The sequence below is a fragment of the Streptomyces sp. NPDC057702 genome, assembly GCF_042799315.1.
Lineage (GTDB): Bacteria > Actinomycetota > Actinomycetes > Streptomycetales > Streptomycetaceae > Streptomyces.
On record NZ_JBHVJC010000003.1, the window covers coordinates 45,935 to 65,043 of the forward strand.

Below are 19,109 nucleotides of genomic sequence, written 5' to 3' on the forward strand. Positions count from 1 at the left end.
AACCGCTGGTCAGGACTTTCCGAGTTCCTCGTCGATGATGTCGAACACGTCCGCCAGCGTTGCCGAGCTCAGGTCGTCCACGGCGACCTCGGGCTCCTTGTCGTCCCACGTGGACAGGAGGGAGCGGAGGCGTAGTTGGATGTCCTCGACCAGCGCGTCGTTCGGGTCGAGCTTGGAGATGGTGACCGTCAGCCTGTTGAGCTCGCCGAGTACCGCCGCGGCGGGTGTGCCCTGGCTCGTGAGGAGCTTCGTGCGCAGGTGGGCGGCGAGTGCTGCCGGGTTGGGGTGGTCGAAGACGAGGGTGGCTGAGAGTCGGGAGTCGACTTCGGTGTCCAGCCTGTTGCGTAGTTCGACGGCGGTCAGTGAGTCGAAGCCGAGTTCCTTGAACGCCCGGTCCGCCTCGACCGCCTCCGGTCCCGCGAAGCCGAGTACGGCGGCGGTGTGGGTGCGTACGAGGTGGATGAGCGCTCGGTCCTGTTCCGCCTCGGTGAGGCCCGCGAGCCGTTGGGCGAGCGGGACCGGGCCGGTGGTGTCGGTGGCGCGGGCGGCCCGACGGGCGAGGGTGGGGACCAGGCCGCGCAGCAGCGGGCGTACCTGGTCCGGGTTGGCTCGCAGGGCGGCCAGGTCGAGGGCGGCGGGCAGGGCGGCGGGGGCGCCGGTCGCGCGGGCCGCGTCGAGCAGGGCCATGCCGTCCTGGGCGGACAGCGGGTTCATGCCGCCGCGTGCCATGCGTTGGACGTCCGCTTCGTCCAGGTGCCCGGTGATGCCGCTGGCCTGCGCCCACAGGCCCCAGGCCAGTGAGGTGGCGGGCAGGCCGGTGGCGTGGCGGTGCTGGGCGAGAGCGTCCAGGAAGGCGTTGGCCGCCGCGTAGTTGCCCTGGCCGGGGCCGCCGAAGACGCCGGCCGCGGCGGAGAACAGGACGAACGCCGTGAGATCGAGTTCGGCGGTCAGTTCGTGCAGGTGGAGTGCGGCGTCGGCCTTGGGGCCGAAGACCGTGTCGACGTGCTCGGGGGTCAGGGACTCGATGACGCTGTCGTCCAGCACACCCGCCGTGTGGATGACGGCGGTCACCGGGTGTTCGGCCAGCAGGGTGGCGACGGCGGCGCGGTCGCTCACGTCGCAGGACACGACCGCGACGTGGGCGCCCAACTTCTGTAGTTCGGAACGCAGTTCGGTGGCCCCGGGGGTGTCCGGGCCGCGTCGACCGGTGAGGACGAGGTGGCGTACGCCGTGGTGGGTGACCAGGTGGCGGGCGGTGATGCCGCCCAGGACACCCAGTCCTCCGGTGATCAGCACCCTGTCGTCGGGGGTGAACGCCGCTGGTTCGGGTGCGTCGGCGGGGGTGGCGAGTCGCGCCAGCCTGGCCATGGTGGCGGCGCCGTCCCTGAGGGCGATCTGTGGTTCGCCGGTGGCGACCGCGGCGGGGAGCTTACGCAGCGACCTGTCGTGCGCGTCCGTGTCGACCAGGACGAACCGTGCCGGGTGCTCGGTCTGCGCCGAGCGCACCAGGCCCCAGACGGGGGCGGCGACCAGGTCCGGGACGGGCTCGCCGGGTGTGGTGGCGAGGGCGCCGCTGGTGAGCAGCACCAGTCGCGACGGGGCGAGCCTGTCGTCGGCCAGCCAGGTACGGAGCAGGTCGAGGGTGTGGTGGGCGGCCTCGCGGGGGGTGGTGGCGTGTTCGCCAGGTGTGAGGGCGACGTGGTGGGGCACGGGTGCGCCGGCGTCGAGGGCGGTCAGCAGTGCGGCGAGGTTGGCGTGTTCGGTGACGGGTGCGCCGGCCGTGGTGAGCGCGCTGGCCAGCCGGGTGGTGTCGCCGCCGACGACGGCCCAGGTGCCGGTTTCGGGGGCGGCGTCTGGCAGGGGGGCCCACCTGACCTCGAACAGCGAGTCGCGATGGGCGGAGCGGGCGAGGTGGAGCTGGTCGGCGGACATGGCCCGCAGACTCAACTCGTCCACGGCGGCTACGGGTTGGCCGGTGCCGTCGGTGACCAGCAGCGCCACGGTGTCCACACCGACCGGGGTGACGCGCACCCGCAGCGTGGTGGCCCCGGTGGCCAACAGGCGCACCCCGGCCCACGAGAACGGCAGCCCGTTCGAGCTGACCCCGAGGCCGATGGCCTGCAGCGCGGCGTCCAGGAGGGCCGGATGGAGACCGAAACCCGGGTCGGCGAGCCCGTCCGGAAGGCTGGCTTCGGCGAACACCTCGTCACCCTTGCGCCAGGCGGCGCGCAGGCCCTGGAAGGCGGGGCCGTGCTCAAGGCCGGTGGCGGCCAGGTGGGCGTAGTGGGTGTCGAAGGTGACGGGTTCGGCTTCGCTGGGCGGCCAGGCGACCAGGTCGCCGGTGGTGGGCTGGGCCCGTTCCGTCAGGGTGCCGGTGGCGTGTCGGGTCCAGCCGCCGCCCCCGTCGCCGCGCGAGTCCACGGTGAACGCCCGGCCGCCGGTGGCGTCGGGCCCGTCCAGGCTGAGCCGCAGCTGTACGCCGTCCCGCTCGGGCAGTACCAGGGGTGTTTCCAGGACGAGGTCGTCCAGTGCCGCGTAGCCGACGTGGTCGCCGGCGCGCAGCGCGAGGTCGACGTAGGCCGCGCCGGGGAGCAGCGCGGTGCCCTGGACACGGTAGTCGGCCAGCCACGGGTGGGTACGTGGGGACAGTCGGCCGCTGAAGACGAGGCTGTCGGAGTCGGCGAGTTCGGTGACGGCGACGAGTAGGGGGTGTTCGACGCGGCCGAGTCCCGCCGAGGTGACGTCGCCGGTGGCGGTGGGGGATGTCGTGGGCCAGAAGCGTTGGCGTTGGAACGGGTACGTCGGCAGGTCCACCTGTCGCGCGTCGGCGAGCTGCCAGGCCACCTTGCCGCCACGGACGAACAGTCTGCTCGCCGAGTTCAGCAGGCGGGCCGGGCCGCCGTCGGCACGGCGTAGCGAGCCGACCACCACGCCGTCGGCACCGGCCAGTTCGCCCAGTCCGGCCACGAGCACGGGGTGCGGGCTGACCTCGACGAAGTCGGTGTACCCCGTGGCTACCAGGGTGGCCACGGAGTCGGCGAACTCCACGGGTTGGCGCAGGCTGCGGTACCAGTAGGTGGCGTCCATCTCGCGAGTGTCCAGCCAGCCGCCGGCCAGCGGGGAGAAGTACGGCACGTCGCTGGCGCGGGGTCGCACGTGTGCCAGGCCGGTGAGCAGTTCGGTCTCGATCCGCTCGACGTGGTGGGAGTGCGGGGCGTAGTCGGCCTGGACGCGCCGCGCCCAGATGCCCTGCTCGGCGCAGTGGTCCACCAGTTCGTCCACGGCGTCCGCGTCGCCGGAGACGACGACGGAGGTGGGGCCGTTGACGACGCCGATGCCCAGTCGCCCGTCCCAGTCGGTGAGCAGTTCGCGTACGGCGGTCACGTCGAGGGCGATCGCGACCATGCCGCCCTGGCCGGCGAGCGCGGCGAGCGCCTTGCCGCGCAGGACGACCAGGTCAGCCGCGTCGTCCAGGCTCAGGGCACCCGCGACACAGGCCGCGGCGATCTCACCCTGGGAGTGTCCCAGGACGGCGCTGGGCTCGACGCCCCAGGAGCGCCAGGTGGCGGCCAGTGACACCATGACCGCGAACAGGGCGGGTTGGACGACGTCCAGCCGCTCCATCAGGTCGGGGTCGTGGAGGGCGTCCAGCAGCGACCAGTCGACGCGCGGGTCCAGGACCTGTGCGCACTCGTGCATTCGCGCGCGGAACACCGGTGAGCTGTCCAGCAGCTCGCCGGCCATGCCGACCCACTGGGAGCCGTGGCCGGGGAAGACGAACACCGGTCCGTTGGGGCGGCTGTCGGCCACGCCGGTGACGACGTTGGGTGCCTCGCGGCCGTCGGCCAGGGCGGCCAGGCCGGTCAGGAACTCCTGCCGGTCGTGGCCGAGGACCACGGCCCGGTGATCGAAGGTCGACCGGGAGCGCAGCGAGTGGGCGACGTCGGTGACCGTTCCCGCTGTCTCGTGCGCGAACGCGGCGCTCAGGTGTGCCGCCTGGGCGCGCAGGGCCTCGCCCGTGCGGGCCGACAGTACCCACGGCACGGCGCCCGGCTCGACCTCGGTCACCGGGGTCGGCGCCCCGGTCGGGCGGGGTGCCTGCTCGATGATGGTGTGCGCGTTGGTTCCGCTGAACCCGAAGGAGGAGACGCCGGCCCGCCACGGGCGGTCCACGGCTGGCCACGCGCGCTGGTCGGTGAGCAGTTCCAGCGCCCCGGCGGACCAGTCGACGTGGGTGGACGGCTCGTCCACGTGCAGTGTCCTGGGCAGGACACCGTGGCGCATGGCCAGGACCATCTTGATGACGCCAGCGACGCCGGCCGCGGCCTGGGTGTGGCTGATGTTGGACTTGATCGAGCCCAGCAGCAGCGGTTCACCCTGCCGGTCCTGGCCGTAGGTGGCGAGCAGGGCCTGGGCCTCGATCGGGTCACCCAGGGTGGTGCCGGTGCCGTGCGCCTCGACCGCGTCCACCTCGGTGGGCGTCAGGCCGGCCGAGGCCAGCGCGGCCCGGATGACCCGCTGCTGGGAGGGGCCGTTGGGCGCGGTGAGGCCGTTGGACGCGCCGTCCTGGTTGACGGCCGAGCCGCGCACGACGGCCAGCACCTGGTGTCCGTCACGCTCGGCGTCCGAGAGCCGCTCCACGAGCAGCATGCCCACACCCTCGCCCCAGCCGGTGCCGTCGGCGCCGTCGGCGAAGGCCTTGCAACGCCCGTCCACGGACAGTCCGCGCTGGCGGCTGAACTCCACGAACGCGCCGGGGGTGGACATCACCGTGACACCACCGGTCAGGGCCATATCGCACTCGCCCGAGCGCAGCGCCTGCACCGCCAGGTGCAGGGCGACCAGCGACGACGAGCAGGCTGTGTCCACGGTGACGGCGGGGCCTTCGAGCCCGAAGGTGTACGAGAGGCGGCCGGACATGACACTCGCGGCGCTGCCTGTGGCCACGTGTCCGCCCACGTCCTCGGCGGCCCCGTCCAGGACCATCCCGTAGTCCTGCACGTTCGATCCGACGAACACACCCACGCGCTCGCCGCGTACGGCGTCGGGGTCGATGCCCGCGCGTTCGAACGCCTCCCAGGACGTCTCCAGGAGCAGCCGCTGCTGCGGGTCCATCGCCAACGCCTCGCGCGGCGAGATCCCGAAGAACCCGGCGTCGAAGTCGGCGACCCGGTCGAGGAAGGCACCCATGCGCGAGTACGAGGTACCCACGCCGGCCGGGTCCGGGTCGTACAACCCTTCCAGGTCCCAGCCACGGTCGGCGGGGAACTCCGAGACCGCGTCCCGGCCCGACACCAGCACGTCCCACAGGTCCTCGGGGCTGGCCACGCCGCCGGGGTAGCGGCAGGCCATCGCCACGATCGCGATCGGCTCGTCGCTCACGGCCAGGGTGGGGGTGTCACCCGCCGAGGGGCTCTCACCCTCCGGCTCGCGCACCGCCGACAACAGGTGGGCGGCGAGCGCGGCGGGCGTGGGGTAGTCGAAGACGACGGTCGCGGGCAGGGGCAGGCCGGACACGGCCGTCAACCTGTTGCGCAGTTCCACGGCGGTCAGCGAGTCGAAGCCCAGCTCACGGAAGGCCCGGTCGGCGTCGATGGCGCCAGCCGAGGCGTGCCCGAGGACGGTGGCGGCCTCCGCGGCCACCAGCGCGCGCGTCGCCTCACCCTGCTTCGCCGGGTCCAGGCCCACCAGGCGGCGCCGCAGCTCGGCCCCGGCCTCGGCCGGCTCGGCCACCCCGGCGGCATCGACCGCCTGGTCAGCGAGCGCGTCCCGCGCCTCGGCGAGGTCGGCGAGCAGCGGGCTGGGGCGGCCGACGGTGAACGCGGGGGCGAACCGCCGCCAGTCGACGTCGACCACGACGGTGGTGGCCGTGCCCGCGCCGACCGTGTCAGCCAGGGCACCGACCGCGAGGTCGGGCGCCAGCGCGAGGAGCCCGCGGCGGGAGAGTTGACGCTGGGCCTCGTCGTCGGCCATCCCGCCACCGGCCCACGGGCCCCAGGCCACGGCGGTGGCCGGCAGCCCGGAGGCGGTGCGGTGGGCGGCGAGCGCGTCGAGGTAGGCGTTGGCCGCGCTGTAGGCGACCTGCCCGCCGCTGCCCCAGACACCGGCGATCGAGGAGTAGCACAGGAAGGCGTCCAGCGGCGTGTCCGCCAGCAGTTCGTGCAGGTGCGTGGCGCCAGCCACCTTGGCGGCGACCACGTCGGCGAAGCGCGCCAGGTCGGTCTCGTCGACCGGGACGCTGTCGTTCAGGCCGGCGGTGTGCACGACGGCACGGATCGGGTCGCCGGCCGAGGCCAGGCTGTCGACGAGGGTGGCGAGCGCGGCCCGGTCGGCGATGTCGGTGGCGGCGACGGTGACCCGCGCGCCCGACTCCTCCAACTCCGCCCGCAGCTCAGCCGCGCCGGTGGCGTCGGCTCCGCGCCGGCTGACCAGCACGACGTGTTCGGCGCCCTGGGAGGCCGCCCAGCGGGCGGCCCGTGCGCCGAGGGCGCCGAGGCCGCCGGTCACCAGGACCGTGCCGCGCGGCCTCCAGTCGGAGCCGGCGGCGGCCCGCTCGGCCCGCCGCAGTCGGCGCACGAACACGCCGGACTCGCGGACGGCGGCCTGGTCCTCCGCCCCGCCCAGCAGCCCGCACAGCCGCGCGGCCACCGAGGCGTCCACCGCCTCCGGCAGGTCGACGAGCCCACCCCAGCGACCCGGGTGCTCCAGCGCGGCGGCCCGCCCCAGGCCCCACACCATCGACTGCCCCAGGCCGGCGACCGCGTCACCCGCGAGCGCGGCGACCGCGCCGGTCGTCACGCACCACAGCGGCGCCGGAGCGTCCACGTCGCCGAGTGCCTGTGTCAGCGCCAGGGTGGCCGCCACACCACGCGGCACCACGGGGTGCTCGGGGTGCGGCGACGCGTCCAGCGCCAGCAGCGACAGCACCCCGCCGACCTCGTGCCCGTCGGCGGCCGAGCGCAGCGCGTCGGCGAGCCCGGCCCGGTCCGTGCGGTCCACCTCGACGCGTACCAGCTCCAGGCCGTGACCCGCGAGGAGGTCACCCAGTTCGGCGGCCCGGCCGTCCCCCGCGAGCGCCACGACCAGCCACGTGCCCGAAGGGAGCGAGGTCGCCGGGCGGGCCTGGGGCTGCCAGCGCACGGCGTACCGCCAGGCGTCGGTGGCGCGCTTCGCGCGGCTCTGCCGGCGCCACGACGACAGCAGGGGTAGCACCGCGCGGAGCGAGTCGGCCTGCCCGTCGTCGGTCACACCCAGGGACGACGCGAGGGTCGTCGTCTCCTCGCTGTCCACAGCGGCCCAGAACCGCGCCTCGTCCGCGTCCACGGCGGACACCTCGACGGTGGGCGCGGCGGTCGCCCAGTAGCGCTGGTGTTGGAAGGCGTACGTCGGCAGGTCGACCCGCCGGGCACCGCTGCCGGCGAAGAACGCCGCCCAGTCCACCGAAACCCCACGCACATGAACCTTGGCGAGCGCCGAGACCAACGCCAACTCTTCCGAACGGTCTCCACGCAACACCGGCACGAAACCAGCATCCGGCGCTGTCTCCTGTCCCAGAGCCGACAATGTCCCACCCGGCCCCACCTCGACAAACGTCCCCACACCCTCACCCACGAGAGTGGCCACCGCGTCGGCGAAGCGTACGGACTCGCGCACGTGCCGCACCCAATACCCGGCCGACATCAACTCTTCAGCCGAAGCCAGCTGACCGGTCAGCGTCGAGACGATCGGAATCGTCGGCGCCGCGTACGACACACCCTCCAGAACCCGCCGGAACTCCTCCAACATCGGATCCATCAACGGCGAATGGAACGCGTGACTGACCCGCAGCCGCGACACCTTACGCCCAGCCTCGCGCCACCGCTCCCCCACCGCCTCAACCTGGACGGCATCACCCGAGACCACCACCGACGACGGCCCGTTGACCGCCGCGATCCCCACACCCTCCGGCAGACCACCATCCGCGACCTCAGACTCAGACGCCTGAACCGCCACCATCGCCCCACCGGACGGCAACGCCTGCATCAACCCAGCACGCGCCGAGACAACCTTGACAGCATCCGACAGAGACCACACACCAGCCACATGCGCCGCAGCCAACTCACCAATCGAATGCCCGGCCAGTACGTCAGGACGTACACCCCAGGACTCCAGCAACCGGAACAGGGCCACCTCGACCGCGAACAACGCAGGCTGCGTCACACCCGTCTCACTCAACGCCTCCGCGTCCTGGCCCAACAACACCTCCCGCACACGCGGATCAAACTCACCCAACACCGCGTCCAACACCTCACCGAACACCGGGAAACGAGCAGCCAGCTCACCACCCATCCCCAACCGCTGCGCACCCTGACCCGAGAACAGGAAACCCACCCGGTGCGAGGCGGCCTCGCCCACGGTGACGCCCGCTCCACTTCGGCCCTCGGCGAGGGCGGTCAGGGATGACAGGAATCCGGCGTGGTCGGCGCTGAGCACGACCGCGCGGTGGTCGAGGGCCGAGCGGGAGGTGGCCAGCGAGTAGCCGACGTCCACGGGGGTGTGTTCGTCGACCAGCGCCAGCAGGCGCTGGGCCTGGCCGCGCAGGGCGTCCGCGTCGTTGGCCGACAGGACCCACGGCACCAGGTTGTCCCGGGTGCGGGCTTCGGGTACGGCCTCGGGTTCGACAGCCTCCGGCTCCGGAGCCTGCTCGATGATGGTGTGCGCGTTCGTACCGCTGAAGCCGAACGACGAGATGCCGGCCCGGCGCGGCCGGTCGGTGGCGGGCCACACACGCTGTTCGGTGAGCAGTTCCACGGCGCCGGCCGACCAGTCCACATGCGGCGACGGCTCATCCACGTGCAGGGTACGCGGGAGTACGCCGTGCCGCATGGCCAGCACCATCTTGATCACACCCGCGACGCCCGCGGGAGCCTGGGTGTGTCCGATGTTGGACTTCACCGAACCCAGCCACAACGGCCGATCCGCCGGGCGGCCCTGACCGTAGGTGGCCAACAGGGCCTGCGCCTCGATCGGATCACCCAACCTCGTCCCCGTACCATGCGCCTCCACCGCGTCCACCTCAGCCGCCGACAGACCAGCGGAATCCAACGCGGCACGGATCACCCGCTGCTGCGACGGACCGTTCGGCGCCGTCAGACCGTTGGACGCACCGTCCTGGTTCACCGCCGAGCCCCGCACGACGGCCAGCACGGGGTGGCCGTTGCGGCGCGCGTCCGAGAGCCGCTCGACGAACAGCATGCCGACGCCCTCGCCCCAGCTCGTGCCGTCGGCGGCGGCGGCGAACGCCTTGCAACGCCCGTCCAGCGACAGTCCGCGCTGGCGGCTGAACTCGACGAACGCGCCGGGTGTGGCCATGACGGTGGCGCCGCCGGCCAGGGCCATCTCGCATTCACCGGTGCGCAGGGCCTGCACGGCCAGGTGCAGCGCGACCAGCGAGGACGAGCACGCGGTGTCGACCGTGACCGCCGGGCCCTCGAAGCCGAAGGTGTACGACAGCCGACCCGAGGCGACACTGGCCGCGTTGCCGGTCGCGACATAGCCACCCACGTCCTCGGCGGCCTCGCCCAGCACCAGTCCGTAGTCCTGGGCGTTCGAGCCGACGAAGACCCCCACCCGCTCGCCGCGCAGCGACGCCGGATCGACTCCGGCGCGTTCCAGCAGTTCCCAGGAGGTTTCCAGGAGCAGCCGTTGTTGCGGGTCCATCGCCAGCGCCTCACGCGGCGAGATGCCGAAGAAGCCGGCGTCGAAGCCGCTCACGTCGGAGAGGAACGCCCCCGAGCGCAGGTAGGTGGTGCCCGGCGCGTCCGGGTCGGGGTTGTACAGGGCCTCGATGTCCCAGCCACGGTCGGTGGGGAAGTCGGTGACCGCGTCCCCGCCCGAGAGGAGGACGTCCCACAGGTCCTCGGGGCTGGCCACGCCGCCGGGGAACCGACACGCCATCGACACGATCGCGATCGGCTCGTCGCTGACCCGGGAGGTGGTCGAGGGTGCCACCGCCGTGGGCGTCGCGCTGGTTCCCGCGAGTTCGGTGCGGAGATACGCCGCCAACACCGCCGCGTTCGGATAGTCGAAGACCAACGTCGCCGGCAAAGCGACACCCGTCACCTCACTCAACCGCGAACGCAACTCCATCGCCGTCAGCGAATCAAAACCCAACTCCCTAAACGCCCTCGTCGCCGACAACACCTCACCCGACACATACCCCAACACCGCCGCAGCCTCAAACCGCACCAACTCCGTCAACCGCCACTCCTGCTCACCCACCCCCAACCCAACCAACCCCTCAGCCCACACCGAACCAACCCGCCCCGACCCCGAGCCCTCCAACGCCTTACGCACCTGCGGCAGTTCACCCAACAACGCACTAGAACGCTGAGACATAAACGTCCCCGCGAACCGCTCCCAATCCACATCCGCGACAACAACATCCTCGTCACCCCGCTCCAACGCCGACGCCAAACCAGCGACAGCCACCGCCGGGGCCATCGCCGACAAGCCCCAACGGCGTAGCAGCGCGACCTGTTCGGTGGTCGCGACCATGCCGCTGCCACCACCCCACGGCCCCCAGGCGACGGCGGTGGCGGGCTGTCCGGCAGCACGTCGGTGGGCGGCGAGCGCGTCCAGGTAGGCGTTGGCGGCGGCGTACGCGCCCTGGCCGCTGCTGCCCCAGATGCCGGCGATGGACGAGAAGAGAACGAACGCGTCCAGCGACGTGTCACCCAACAACTCGTGCAGGTTCCGCGCCCCATCCACCTTCGCCGTCAACACATCGGCGAGGTCGTCGGGGCCGAGGTCGGCGAGGGGCGCCGAGCGCTCGATGCCCGCCGCGTGCACCACGGCGGTGATGTCCGGAGTGTCCGCCAGCAGGCCGGCGAGCGCCGCGCGGTCGGCCACGTCGCAGGCGGCGAGCGTGACGCGGGCGCCCAGCCCGACCAGCTCGGCCCGCAACTCCTCGGCACCCTCGGTGGCTTCACCGCGACGGCTGGTGAGGACGAGGTGTTCGGCCCCGTTGGCCGCCAGCCAGCGGGCCACGTGCCCGCCCAGCGCTCCCAGCCCACCGGTGACCAGCACCGTGCCGCCCGGCGTCCAGCCGGCACCGGCGGCGGGGGTGCCCAACGGCGCGGGAACCAGCCGGCGCCCCCACACCTGACCGTCCCGCAACGCCAGCTGGTCCTCGTCGCCGGCTCCCGCGAGGACCGACACCAGCGCGTCGGCCACCGTCTCGTCCACCGCCCCGGGCAGGTCCACCAGCCCGCCCCAGCACCCCGGGTACTCCAACGCCGCGACCCGGCCAAGTCCCCAGGCCACCGACTGCTCGAACCCGGCGACCCTGTCGCCCGCACCCACCGACACCGCACCCGAGGTCACACACCACAACCGGGCCGAACCCGCCAGCTCACCCAACGCGCGCAGCAGTCCCACCGTGGGGGTGACCGCCCCGTCGTCGAGGCTCAGCAGCGAGACCACGCCAGCCAGCTCGCCCGCCTCGGACAGTTCGGCCCACCAGTCCACCGCGGTCGGCTCCACGAGGAGCACCCGAGCATCGGCGCCGGCGCGCTCCAGCGCGTCGCGTACCGCCTCGGCGCGCGGCTCACCCGCGGTCGCCACCACCCACCAGACGCCCTCTGCCGACCGCCCCTCGACAGCCACCGAACGCCACTCCACGCGGTAGCGCCAGCCGTCGGCGGCCGAGCGGTCCCGCTGCTTACGACGCCACGCGGACAGCCTGGGCAGCACGGCACTGAGCGGATCGTCAGCGGACACACCCAACGCCCGCGCGAGATCAACCGCGTCACCCTCCTCCACGACCTCCCAGAACCGGGACTCCACGGGCGACATGTGCTCGATGCCCTCGATGGCGGTCGGGGTGTCGAGCCAGTAGCGCTGGCGCTGGAAGGCGTACGTGGGCAGATCGACCGGCCGCGCACCGCGACCGGCGAAGAAGGGTTCCCAGCTCACCTGGACGCCCCGTACGTACAGCTGGCCGGCGGCCGTGGTGGCGGCCACGACCTCCGGACGGTCGCCGCGCAGCACGGGCACGAACACCGCGTCCGGCGCGGTCTCCTGGCCCAGAGCCGACAGTGTGCCCCCCGGGCCGACCTCGACGAACACCCCCACGCCCTGCTTCCGCGACGCTTCGACGGCATCGGCGAACCGCACGGACTCCCGAACGTGCCGCACCCAGTACTCCGCCGAGTTCAACTCTTCGGCCGAGGCCGGCTGACCGGTCAGGGTGGAAACAATGGCGATGGTGGGAGCCGCGTACGACACGCTCTCCAGAACCCGTCGGAACTCTTCCAACATCGGTTCCATCAACGGCGAGTGGAACGCGTGGCTGACCCGAAGACGGGTCACCTTGCGGCCGGCCACACGCCACCGCTCAGCCACGGCCTCGGCCTGAACCGCGTCACCCGAGACGACGACCGACGACGGCCCGTTGACCGCCGCGATCCCCACACCCTCCGGCAGGTCATCCGCGACCTCGGCCTCGGACGCCTGGATGGCCACCATCGCCCCACCAGCCGGCAACGCCTGCATCAACCCAGCACGAGCCGACACCACCCGGGCCGCATCCGACAGGGACCACACGCCGGCGACATGCGCGGCGGCCAGCTCGCCGATCGAATGCCCGGCCAGTACGTCAGGACGTACACCCCAGGACTCCAGCAACCGGAACAGGGCCACCTCGACCACGAACAACGCCGGCTGCGTCACACCCGTCTCGTTCAACGCCTCCGCATCGTCGCCCAACAACACCTCTCGTACGGACGGGTCGAACTCACCCAACACCGCGTCCAACGCCTCAGCGAACACCGGGAAACGCGCCGCCAGCTCACGCCCCATCCCCAACCGCTGCGCACCCTGACCCGAGAACAGGAAACCCACCCGGTGCGAGGCGGCCTCGCCCACGGTGACGCCCGCTCCGCTGCGGCCCTCGGCGAGGGCGGTCAGGGCCGTCTGGAACTCGGCGGGTTCCGTGGCGACGACCAACGCGCGGTGCTCCAGCGCGGCTCGCGAGAACGCCAGGGTGCGGCCGATGTCCGCCACGGCAGGGTCCGTCGCCTCGGCGACGAACGACGCGAGTCGCGCGGCCTGCTCCCGCAGCGCCTCGGGGGTCGCGGCCGACAGAGCCCACGGGACGCTCGTCCCGGTCGGCAGCGGCTCCGGGGCCTGCTCCCGCTCCGTCGCGGGGGCCTGCTCGATGATGGTGTGCGCGTTGGTGCCGCTGAACCCGAACGACGACACGCCCGCCCGCCACGGCTGGCCGGTCTCCGGCCACGGCCGGGCCTCGGCCAGCAGCGCGACCGCGCCTGTCGACCAGTCCACGTGGGGCGACGGCTGGTCCACGTGCAGGGTGTGGGGCAGCAGGCCGTGGCGCATCGCCATGACCATCTTGATCACGCCCGCGACACCGGCGGCGGCCTGGGTGTGACCGATGTTGGACTTCACCGAACCCAACCACAACGGCCGATCCGCCGGCCGACCCTGACCGTAGGTGGCCAACAGCGCCTGCGCCTCGATCGGATCACCCAACCTCGTCCCCGTACCATGCGCCTCCACCACATCCACCTCAGCCGCCGACAGACCAGCGGAATCCAACGCGGCACGGATCACCCGCTGCTGCGACGGACCGTTCGGCGCCGTCAGACCGTTGGACGCACCATCCTGGTTCACCGCCGAGCCCCGCACGACGGCCAGCACGGGGTGGCCGTTGCGCTGGGCGTCGGACAGCCGCTCCACGAGCAGCATGCCGATGCCCTCGCCCCAGCCGGTGCCGTCCGCGTCTGCGCCGAACGCCTTGCAGCGGCCGTCCACCGCCAGCCCGCGCTGTGTGCTGAACTCGACGAACGCGGCGGGGGTGGACATCACCGTGACGCCGCCGGCCAGGGCCATCTCGCACTCGCCCTTGTGCAGTGCCTGCACCGCCAGGTGCAGCGCGACCAGCGACGACGAGCACGCGGTGTCCACCGTGACCGCCGGCCCCTCCAGACCGAAGGTGTACGACAGCCGACCGGAGATGACGCTCGCCGCGCTGCCGGTGCCGAAGTACCCTTCGACGCGCTCCGGGGCGGCCATCATGAGCGTCGTGTAGTCCTGGCCGTTGCTGCCGACGAAGACGCCGGCGCGGCTGCCACGCAGCGCGTGCGGGTCGATGCCGGCGCGCTCGAACGCCTCCCAGGACGTCTCCAGGAGCAACCGCTGCTGCGGGTCCATCGCCAACGCCTCACGCGGCGAGATCCCGAAGAACTCCGGGTCGAAGTCGGCGACGCCGTCCAGGAAGGCACCCATGCGCGAGTACGACGTGCCCACCCTCGCCGCGTCCGGGTCGTACAGCCCCTCCAGGTCCCAGCCACGGTCGGCCGGGAACTCCGAGACGGTGTCCGTGCCGGACAGCAGCACCCGCCACAGGTCCTCGGGGCTGGTCACGCCGCCGGGGTAGCGGCAGGCCATCGCCACGATCGCGATCGGCTCGTCGCTCACGGCCAGGGGGGCGGTCGAGGCGGCGGGGGCCGCGAGGTCCGAGCCGGACAGCTCGACGCGCAGGAAGCCGGCCAGTTCGGCGGCGGTCGGGTAGTCGAAGACCACGGTGGCGGGCAGGGCGATGCCGGTGGTCTCGCTCAGGCGGGCGCGCAGTTCCATCGCCGTGAGCGAGTCGAAGCCCAGTTCACGGAAGGCGCGGGTGGCGGGGAGCGTCTCGGCCGAGGCGAGGCCGAGCACCGTCGCGGCCTCGTGTCGGACCAGGTCGGTGAGGTGGGCTGCCCGCTCGGCCTCGGTGCGGCCGGCCAGGCGTTGGGCGAGCGCGGAAACGCCCTGCTCGACGGCCTGGTTCGCGAACGCCGCCTGGACGTCGGGGAGTTCGCGCAGCAGTGGGCTGGGGCGCCGGGCCATGAAGGTGCCGGCGAACCGCTGCCAGTCCACGTCGGCGATGGTGACCTGGGCGTCGCCGTGTGCGACGGCCGTAGCCAGACCGGTCAGGGCGGCGGCGGGGTCCATGGCGGTCAGGCCCCGGCGGCTCAGGTGCGCGCCCTGGCCGGAGTCGGCGACCATGCCGCCGCCGCCCCACGGCCCCCAGGCCACGGCTGTGGCGGGCAGACCTGTGGCGCGCCGGTGGTCGGCGAGGGCGTCGAGGTAGGCGTTGGCGGCGCCGTAGGCCGCCTGGCCGCCGCTGCCCCACACGCCGGCGATGGAGGAGAAGAGGACGAACGCGTCCAGCGGCGTGTCGGCCAGCAGTTCGTGCAGGTGGCGGGCGCTGGCGGCCTTGGTGGCCAGGACGTCGGCGAACTCGGCCAGGTCGTGGGGGTCGAGGTCGGCCAGGGGCGCCGAGCGCTCGATGCCCGCCGCGTGCACCACGGCGGAAAGCGTCGGCAGGTCGGCCAGCAGCCCCGCGACGGCCTCCCGGTTGGCCACGTCGCAGGCGGCGAACGTGACCCGCGCGCCCAGCTCGTCCAGTTCGGCCGCCAGCTCCTCGGCACCCTCGGCGGCTTCGCCGCGTCGGCTGGCGAGCACGACGTGTGTGGCGCCGTGTGCCGCGAGCCAGCGGGCGACGTGCCCACCCAGGGCGCCGGTGCCACCGGTGACCAGTACGGTGCCGCGCGGCGTCCAGCCGTCGGCGAAGGGCTCGCCCAGGGGTGCGGGTACCAGCCTGCGGCCCAGGATCGCACCGTCGCGCAGGGCGAGTTGGTCCTCGTCGGCCGCGTCGGCCAGGGCGGCGGCGAGCAGGTCACCGGTCGCCTCGTCCCGCGCGTCGGGCAGGTCGACGAGGCCACCCCAGCGGTCGGGGTGCTCCAGCGCGGCGGCTCGGCCCAGGCCCCACAGCGTGGCCTGCTCGAACCCGTCGACGGCCGCGTCCGCGCCGGCCGCGACCGCTCCCGAGGTCAGGCACCACAGCGCGGCGGTCGTCCCCGCCGCGCCCAGCGCCCGGAGCAGGCCGATCGTGGCCGCCACGCCGGTGGGAACGCGCCCCTCACCGGCGTCGGCGAGCCCCAGCAGCGACACCACGCCGTCGAGCTCGGTCGGCTCGGTCAGGTGCTGGGCCCAGTCGGAGGTGGTCGGGTCCACAGACACCAGCCGGGCGTCGGCGCCGCGCCGGGCCAGGGCGTCGCGTACCCACGTGCCTCGCTCCTCGCCGGCCGGGGCGACGACCAGCCAGGTGCCGGCCAGGCGTCGGGGGCCGGCGACCACGGGCCGCCACTCCACGCGGTAGCGCCAGCCGTCGGCGGCCGAGCGGTCCCGCTGCTTACGACGCCACGCGGACAGCCTGGGCAGCACGGCACTGAGCGGATCGTCAGCGGACACACCCAACGTCCGTGCGAGATCAACCGCGTCACCCTCCTCCACGACCTCCCAGAACCGGGACTCCTCCGGCGACAGCCGTGACTCGCCCGCCTCACCCGCCGGGGCCTCCAGCCAGTAGCGCTCGCGCTGGAAGGCGTACGTCGGCAGGTCCACCTGTCGGGCGCCGGTGCCGGCGTAGCAGGCCGCCAGGTCGACGGCGAGGCCGCGTACGTGCAGCTGGCCGACGGCGGTGGTCAGCGAGACCAGCTCGGGCCGGTCGGTGCGCAGGGCGGGGACGAAGGTGGCGCCGGCGACGCCGAGCTGCCCCAGGCCCGACAGGACGCCGCCGGGCCCGATCTCCAGGAAGACGTCGGCTCCCTGCTCGGCCAGCGTCAGGAGCGCGTCGTGGAAGCGTACGGACTCGCGTACGTGGCGCACCCAGTAGTCAGCCGAGTTCAACTCTTCAGCCGAAGCCGGCCGACCGGTCAGCGTCGAGACGATCGGAATCGTCGGCGCCGCGTACGCCACGCTCTCCAGAACCCGCCGGAACTCCTCCAACATCGGATCCATCAACGGCGAATGGAACGCGTGACTGACCCGCAGCCGCGACACCTTACGACCAGCCGCACGCCACCGCTCCCCCACCGCCTCAACCTGGGCGGCATCACCCGAGACCACCACCGACGACGGCCCGTTAACCGCCGCGATCCCCACACCCTCCGACAGGTCGCCCGCAACCTCGGCCTCGGACGCCTGGATGGCCACCATCGCCCCACCAGCCGGCAACGCCTGCATCAACCCAGCACGCGCCGACACCACCCGGGCAGCATCCGACAACGACCACACACCAGCCACATGCGCCGCAGCCAACTCACCAATCGAATGACCGGCCAACACGTCAGGACGCACACCCCACGACTCCAACAACCGGAACAACGCCACCTCAACCGCGAACAACGCAGGCTGCGTCACACCCGTCTCACTCAACGCCTCCGCGTCCTGGCCCCACAACACCTCCCGCACACGCGGATCGAACTCACCCAACACCGCGTCCAACGCCTCAGCGAACACCGGGAAACGAGCAGCCAGCTCACGCCCCATGCCGAGTCGCTGTGCACCCTGACCCGAGAACAGGAAGGCCAGTCGATGGGGTGCGGTCTCGCCCAGGACGACACCGGGGGCGCCGCGCCCGTCAGCGAGGGCGGCGAGTCGCTCGACGGTGGTGGCCTGGTCGTCGGCCAGCAGCACGGCACGGTGGTCGAAGGTGGCTCGCGTGGTGGCCAGCGAGAAGCCGATGGCCGTCGGGTCGAAGTCGGTCGCGTCGGCGTCGGCCACGGCCGTGCGCAGCCGGTCGGCCTGGGCGCGCAGCGCGGCGGGGCTCTGGGCGGACAGCGCCCAGGGCGCCACGGGCAGCGGTGTCGGGTCGGGCGCGGTCTCCGGGTCGGGGGCGGGCGCCTCCTCCAGGATGACGTGGGCGTTGGTGCCGCTGACGCCGAACGAGGAGACGCCGGCGCGGCGCGGCTCCTCGCCCTGCGGCCAGGGCTGCTCCTCGGTGAGCAGGGCCACGGTGCCCGCCGACCAGTCCACGTGGCTGCTGGGCTCATCCACGTGCAGTGTCCGGGGCAGCGTGCCGTGGCGCATGGCCATGACCATCTTGATGATGCCGCCGACGCCGGCCGCCGCCTGGGCGTGGCCGATGTTCGACTTCAGCGATCCCAGCCACAGGGGTCGCTCGGCGGTGCGCTCCTGGCCGTACGTCGCGATCAGGGCGTGGGCCTCGATGGGGTCGCCCAGGGTGGTGCCGGTGCCGTGTGCCTCGACGGCGTCCACCTGGGCCGGGGTGAGTCGCGCGCTGGCCAACGCCTGGGTGATGACGGCCTGTTGGGCGGGGCCGTTGGGGGCGGTGAGGCCGTTGGAGGCGCCGTCCTGGTTGACGGCCGAGCCACGGACGACCGCGAGGATGGGGTGACCGTTGCGGCGGGCGTCGGACAGCCGCTCCACCAGGAGCATGCCGACGCCTTCGCCCCAGCCGGTGCCGTCGGCGCTGTCGGAGAACGCCTTGCAGCGGCCGTCGACGGACAGGGCGCGTTGGCGGCTGTACTCGACGAAGGTGCGGGGGGTGGACATGAAGGTGGCGCCGCCGGCGAGAGCCAGCGAGCACTCGTCGCGGCGCAGGGCGACCATCGCCAGGTGGAGCGCGACCAGCGAGGACGAGCAGGCCGTGTCGACGGTGACGGCGGGCCCTTCGAGGCCGAAGGTGTAGGCGATGCGACCGGAGGCGATGCTGCCGGCGCTGCCGTTGGCGAGGAAGCCCTCGAAGCCCTCGGGGGCCTGTGGCAGGCGCGTGGCGTAGTCGTTGTACATGACGCCCGCGAACACGCCGGTGCGGGTGCCCCTGGCGTGTGCCGGGTCGATGCCCGCGCGTTCGAAGGCCTCCCAGGAGGTTTCCAGGAGCAGTCGTTGCTGGGGGTCCGTGGCCAGTGCCTCGCGCGGGCTGATACCGAAGAACGTGGGGTCGAAGCCCGCCGCGCCCTGGAGGAAGCCGCCGTGTCGGGTGATGGAGGTGCCGGCGTGGTCGGGGTCCGGGTCGTGGAGGGCGTCGGCGTCCCAGCCTCGGTCGGCGGGGAACTCGACAACGGCGTCGCCGCCGTCGGCCAGCAGGCGCCACAGGTCCTCGGGTGACTCGACACCGCCGGGGTAGCGGCAGCTCATGCCGATGATGGCAATGGGCTCGTTCTCGCGCTCCTCCACCTCGCGCAGGCGTCGGCGTGCGGTGCGCAGGTCGTTGGTGGCCCGCTTGAGATAGTCGCGGAGCCTGTCCTCGTTCTCCATTTAGC

1 protein-coding gene is annotated in these 19,109 nt (G+C 73.0%); it reads right to left on the reverse strand.

Features of this window, described 5'->3' with window-relative positions; all coding sequences use genetic code 11:
• Positions 1-9 precede the first annotated feature (9 nt).
• A complete protein-coding gene (locus ACFVFR_RS02705; protein ID WP_383697419.1) occupies positions 10-19,104 on the reverse strand; it encodes a type I polyketide synthase in 19,095 nt (6,364 codons plus the stop codon).
• Positions 19,105-19,109 lie beyond the last annotated feature (5 nt).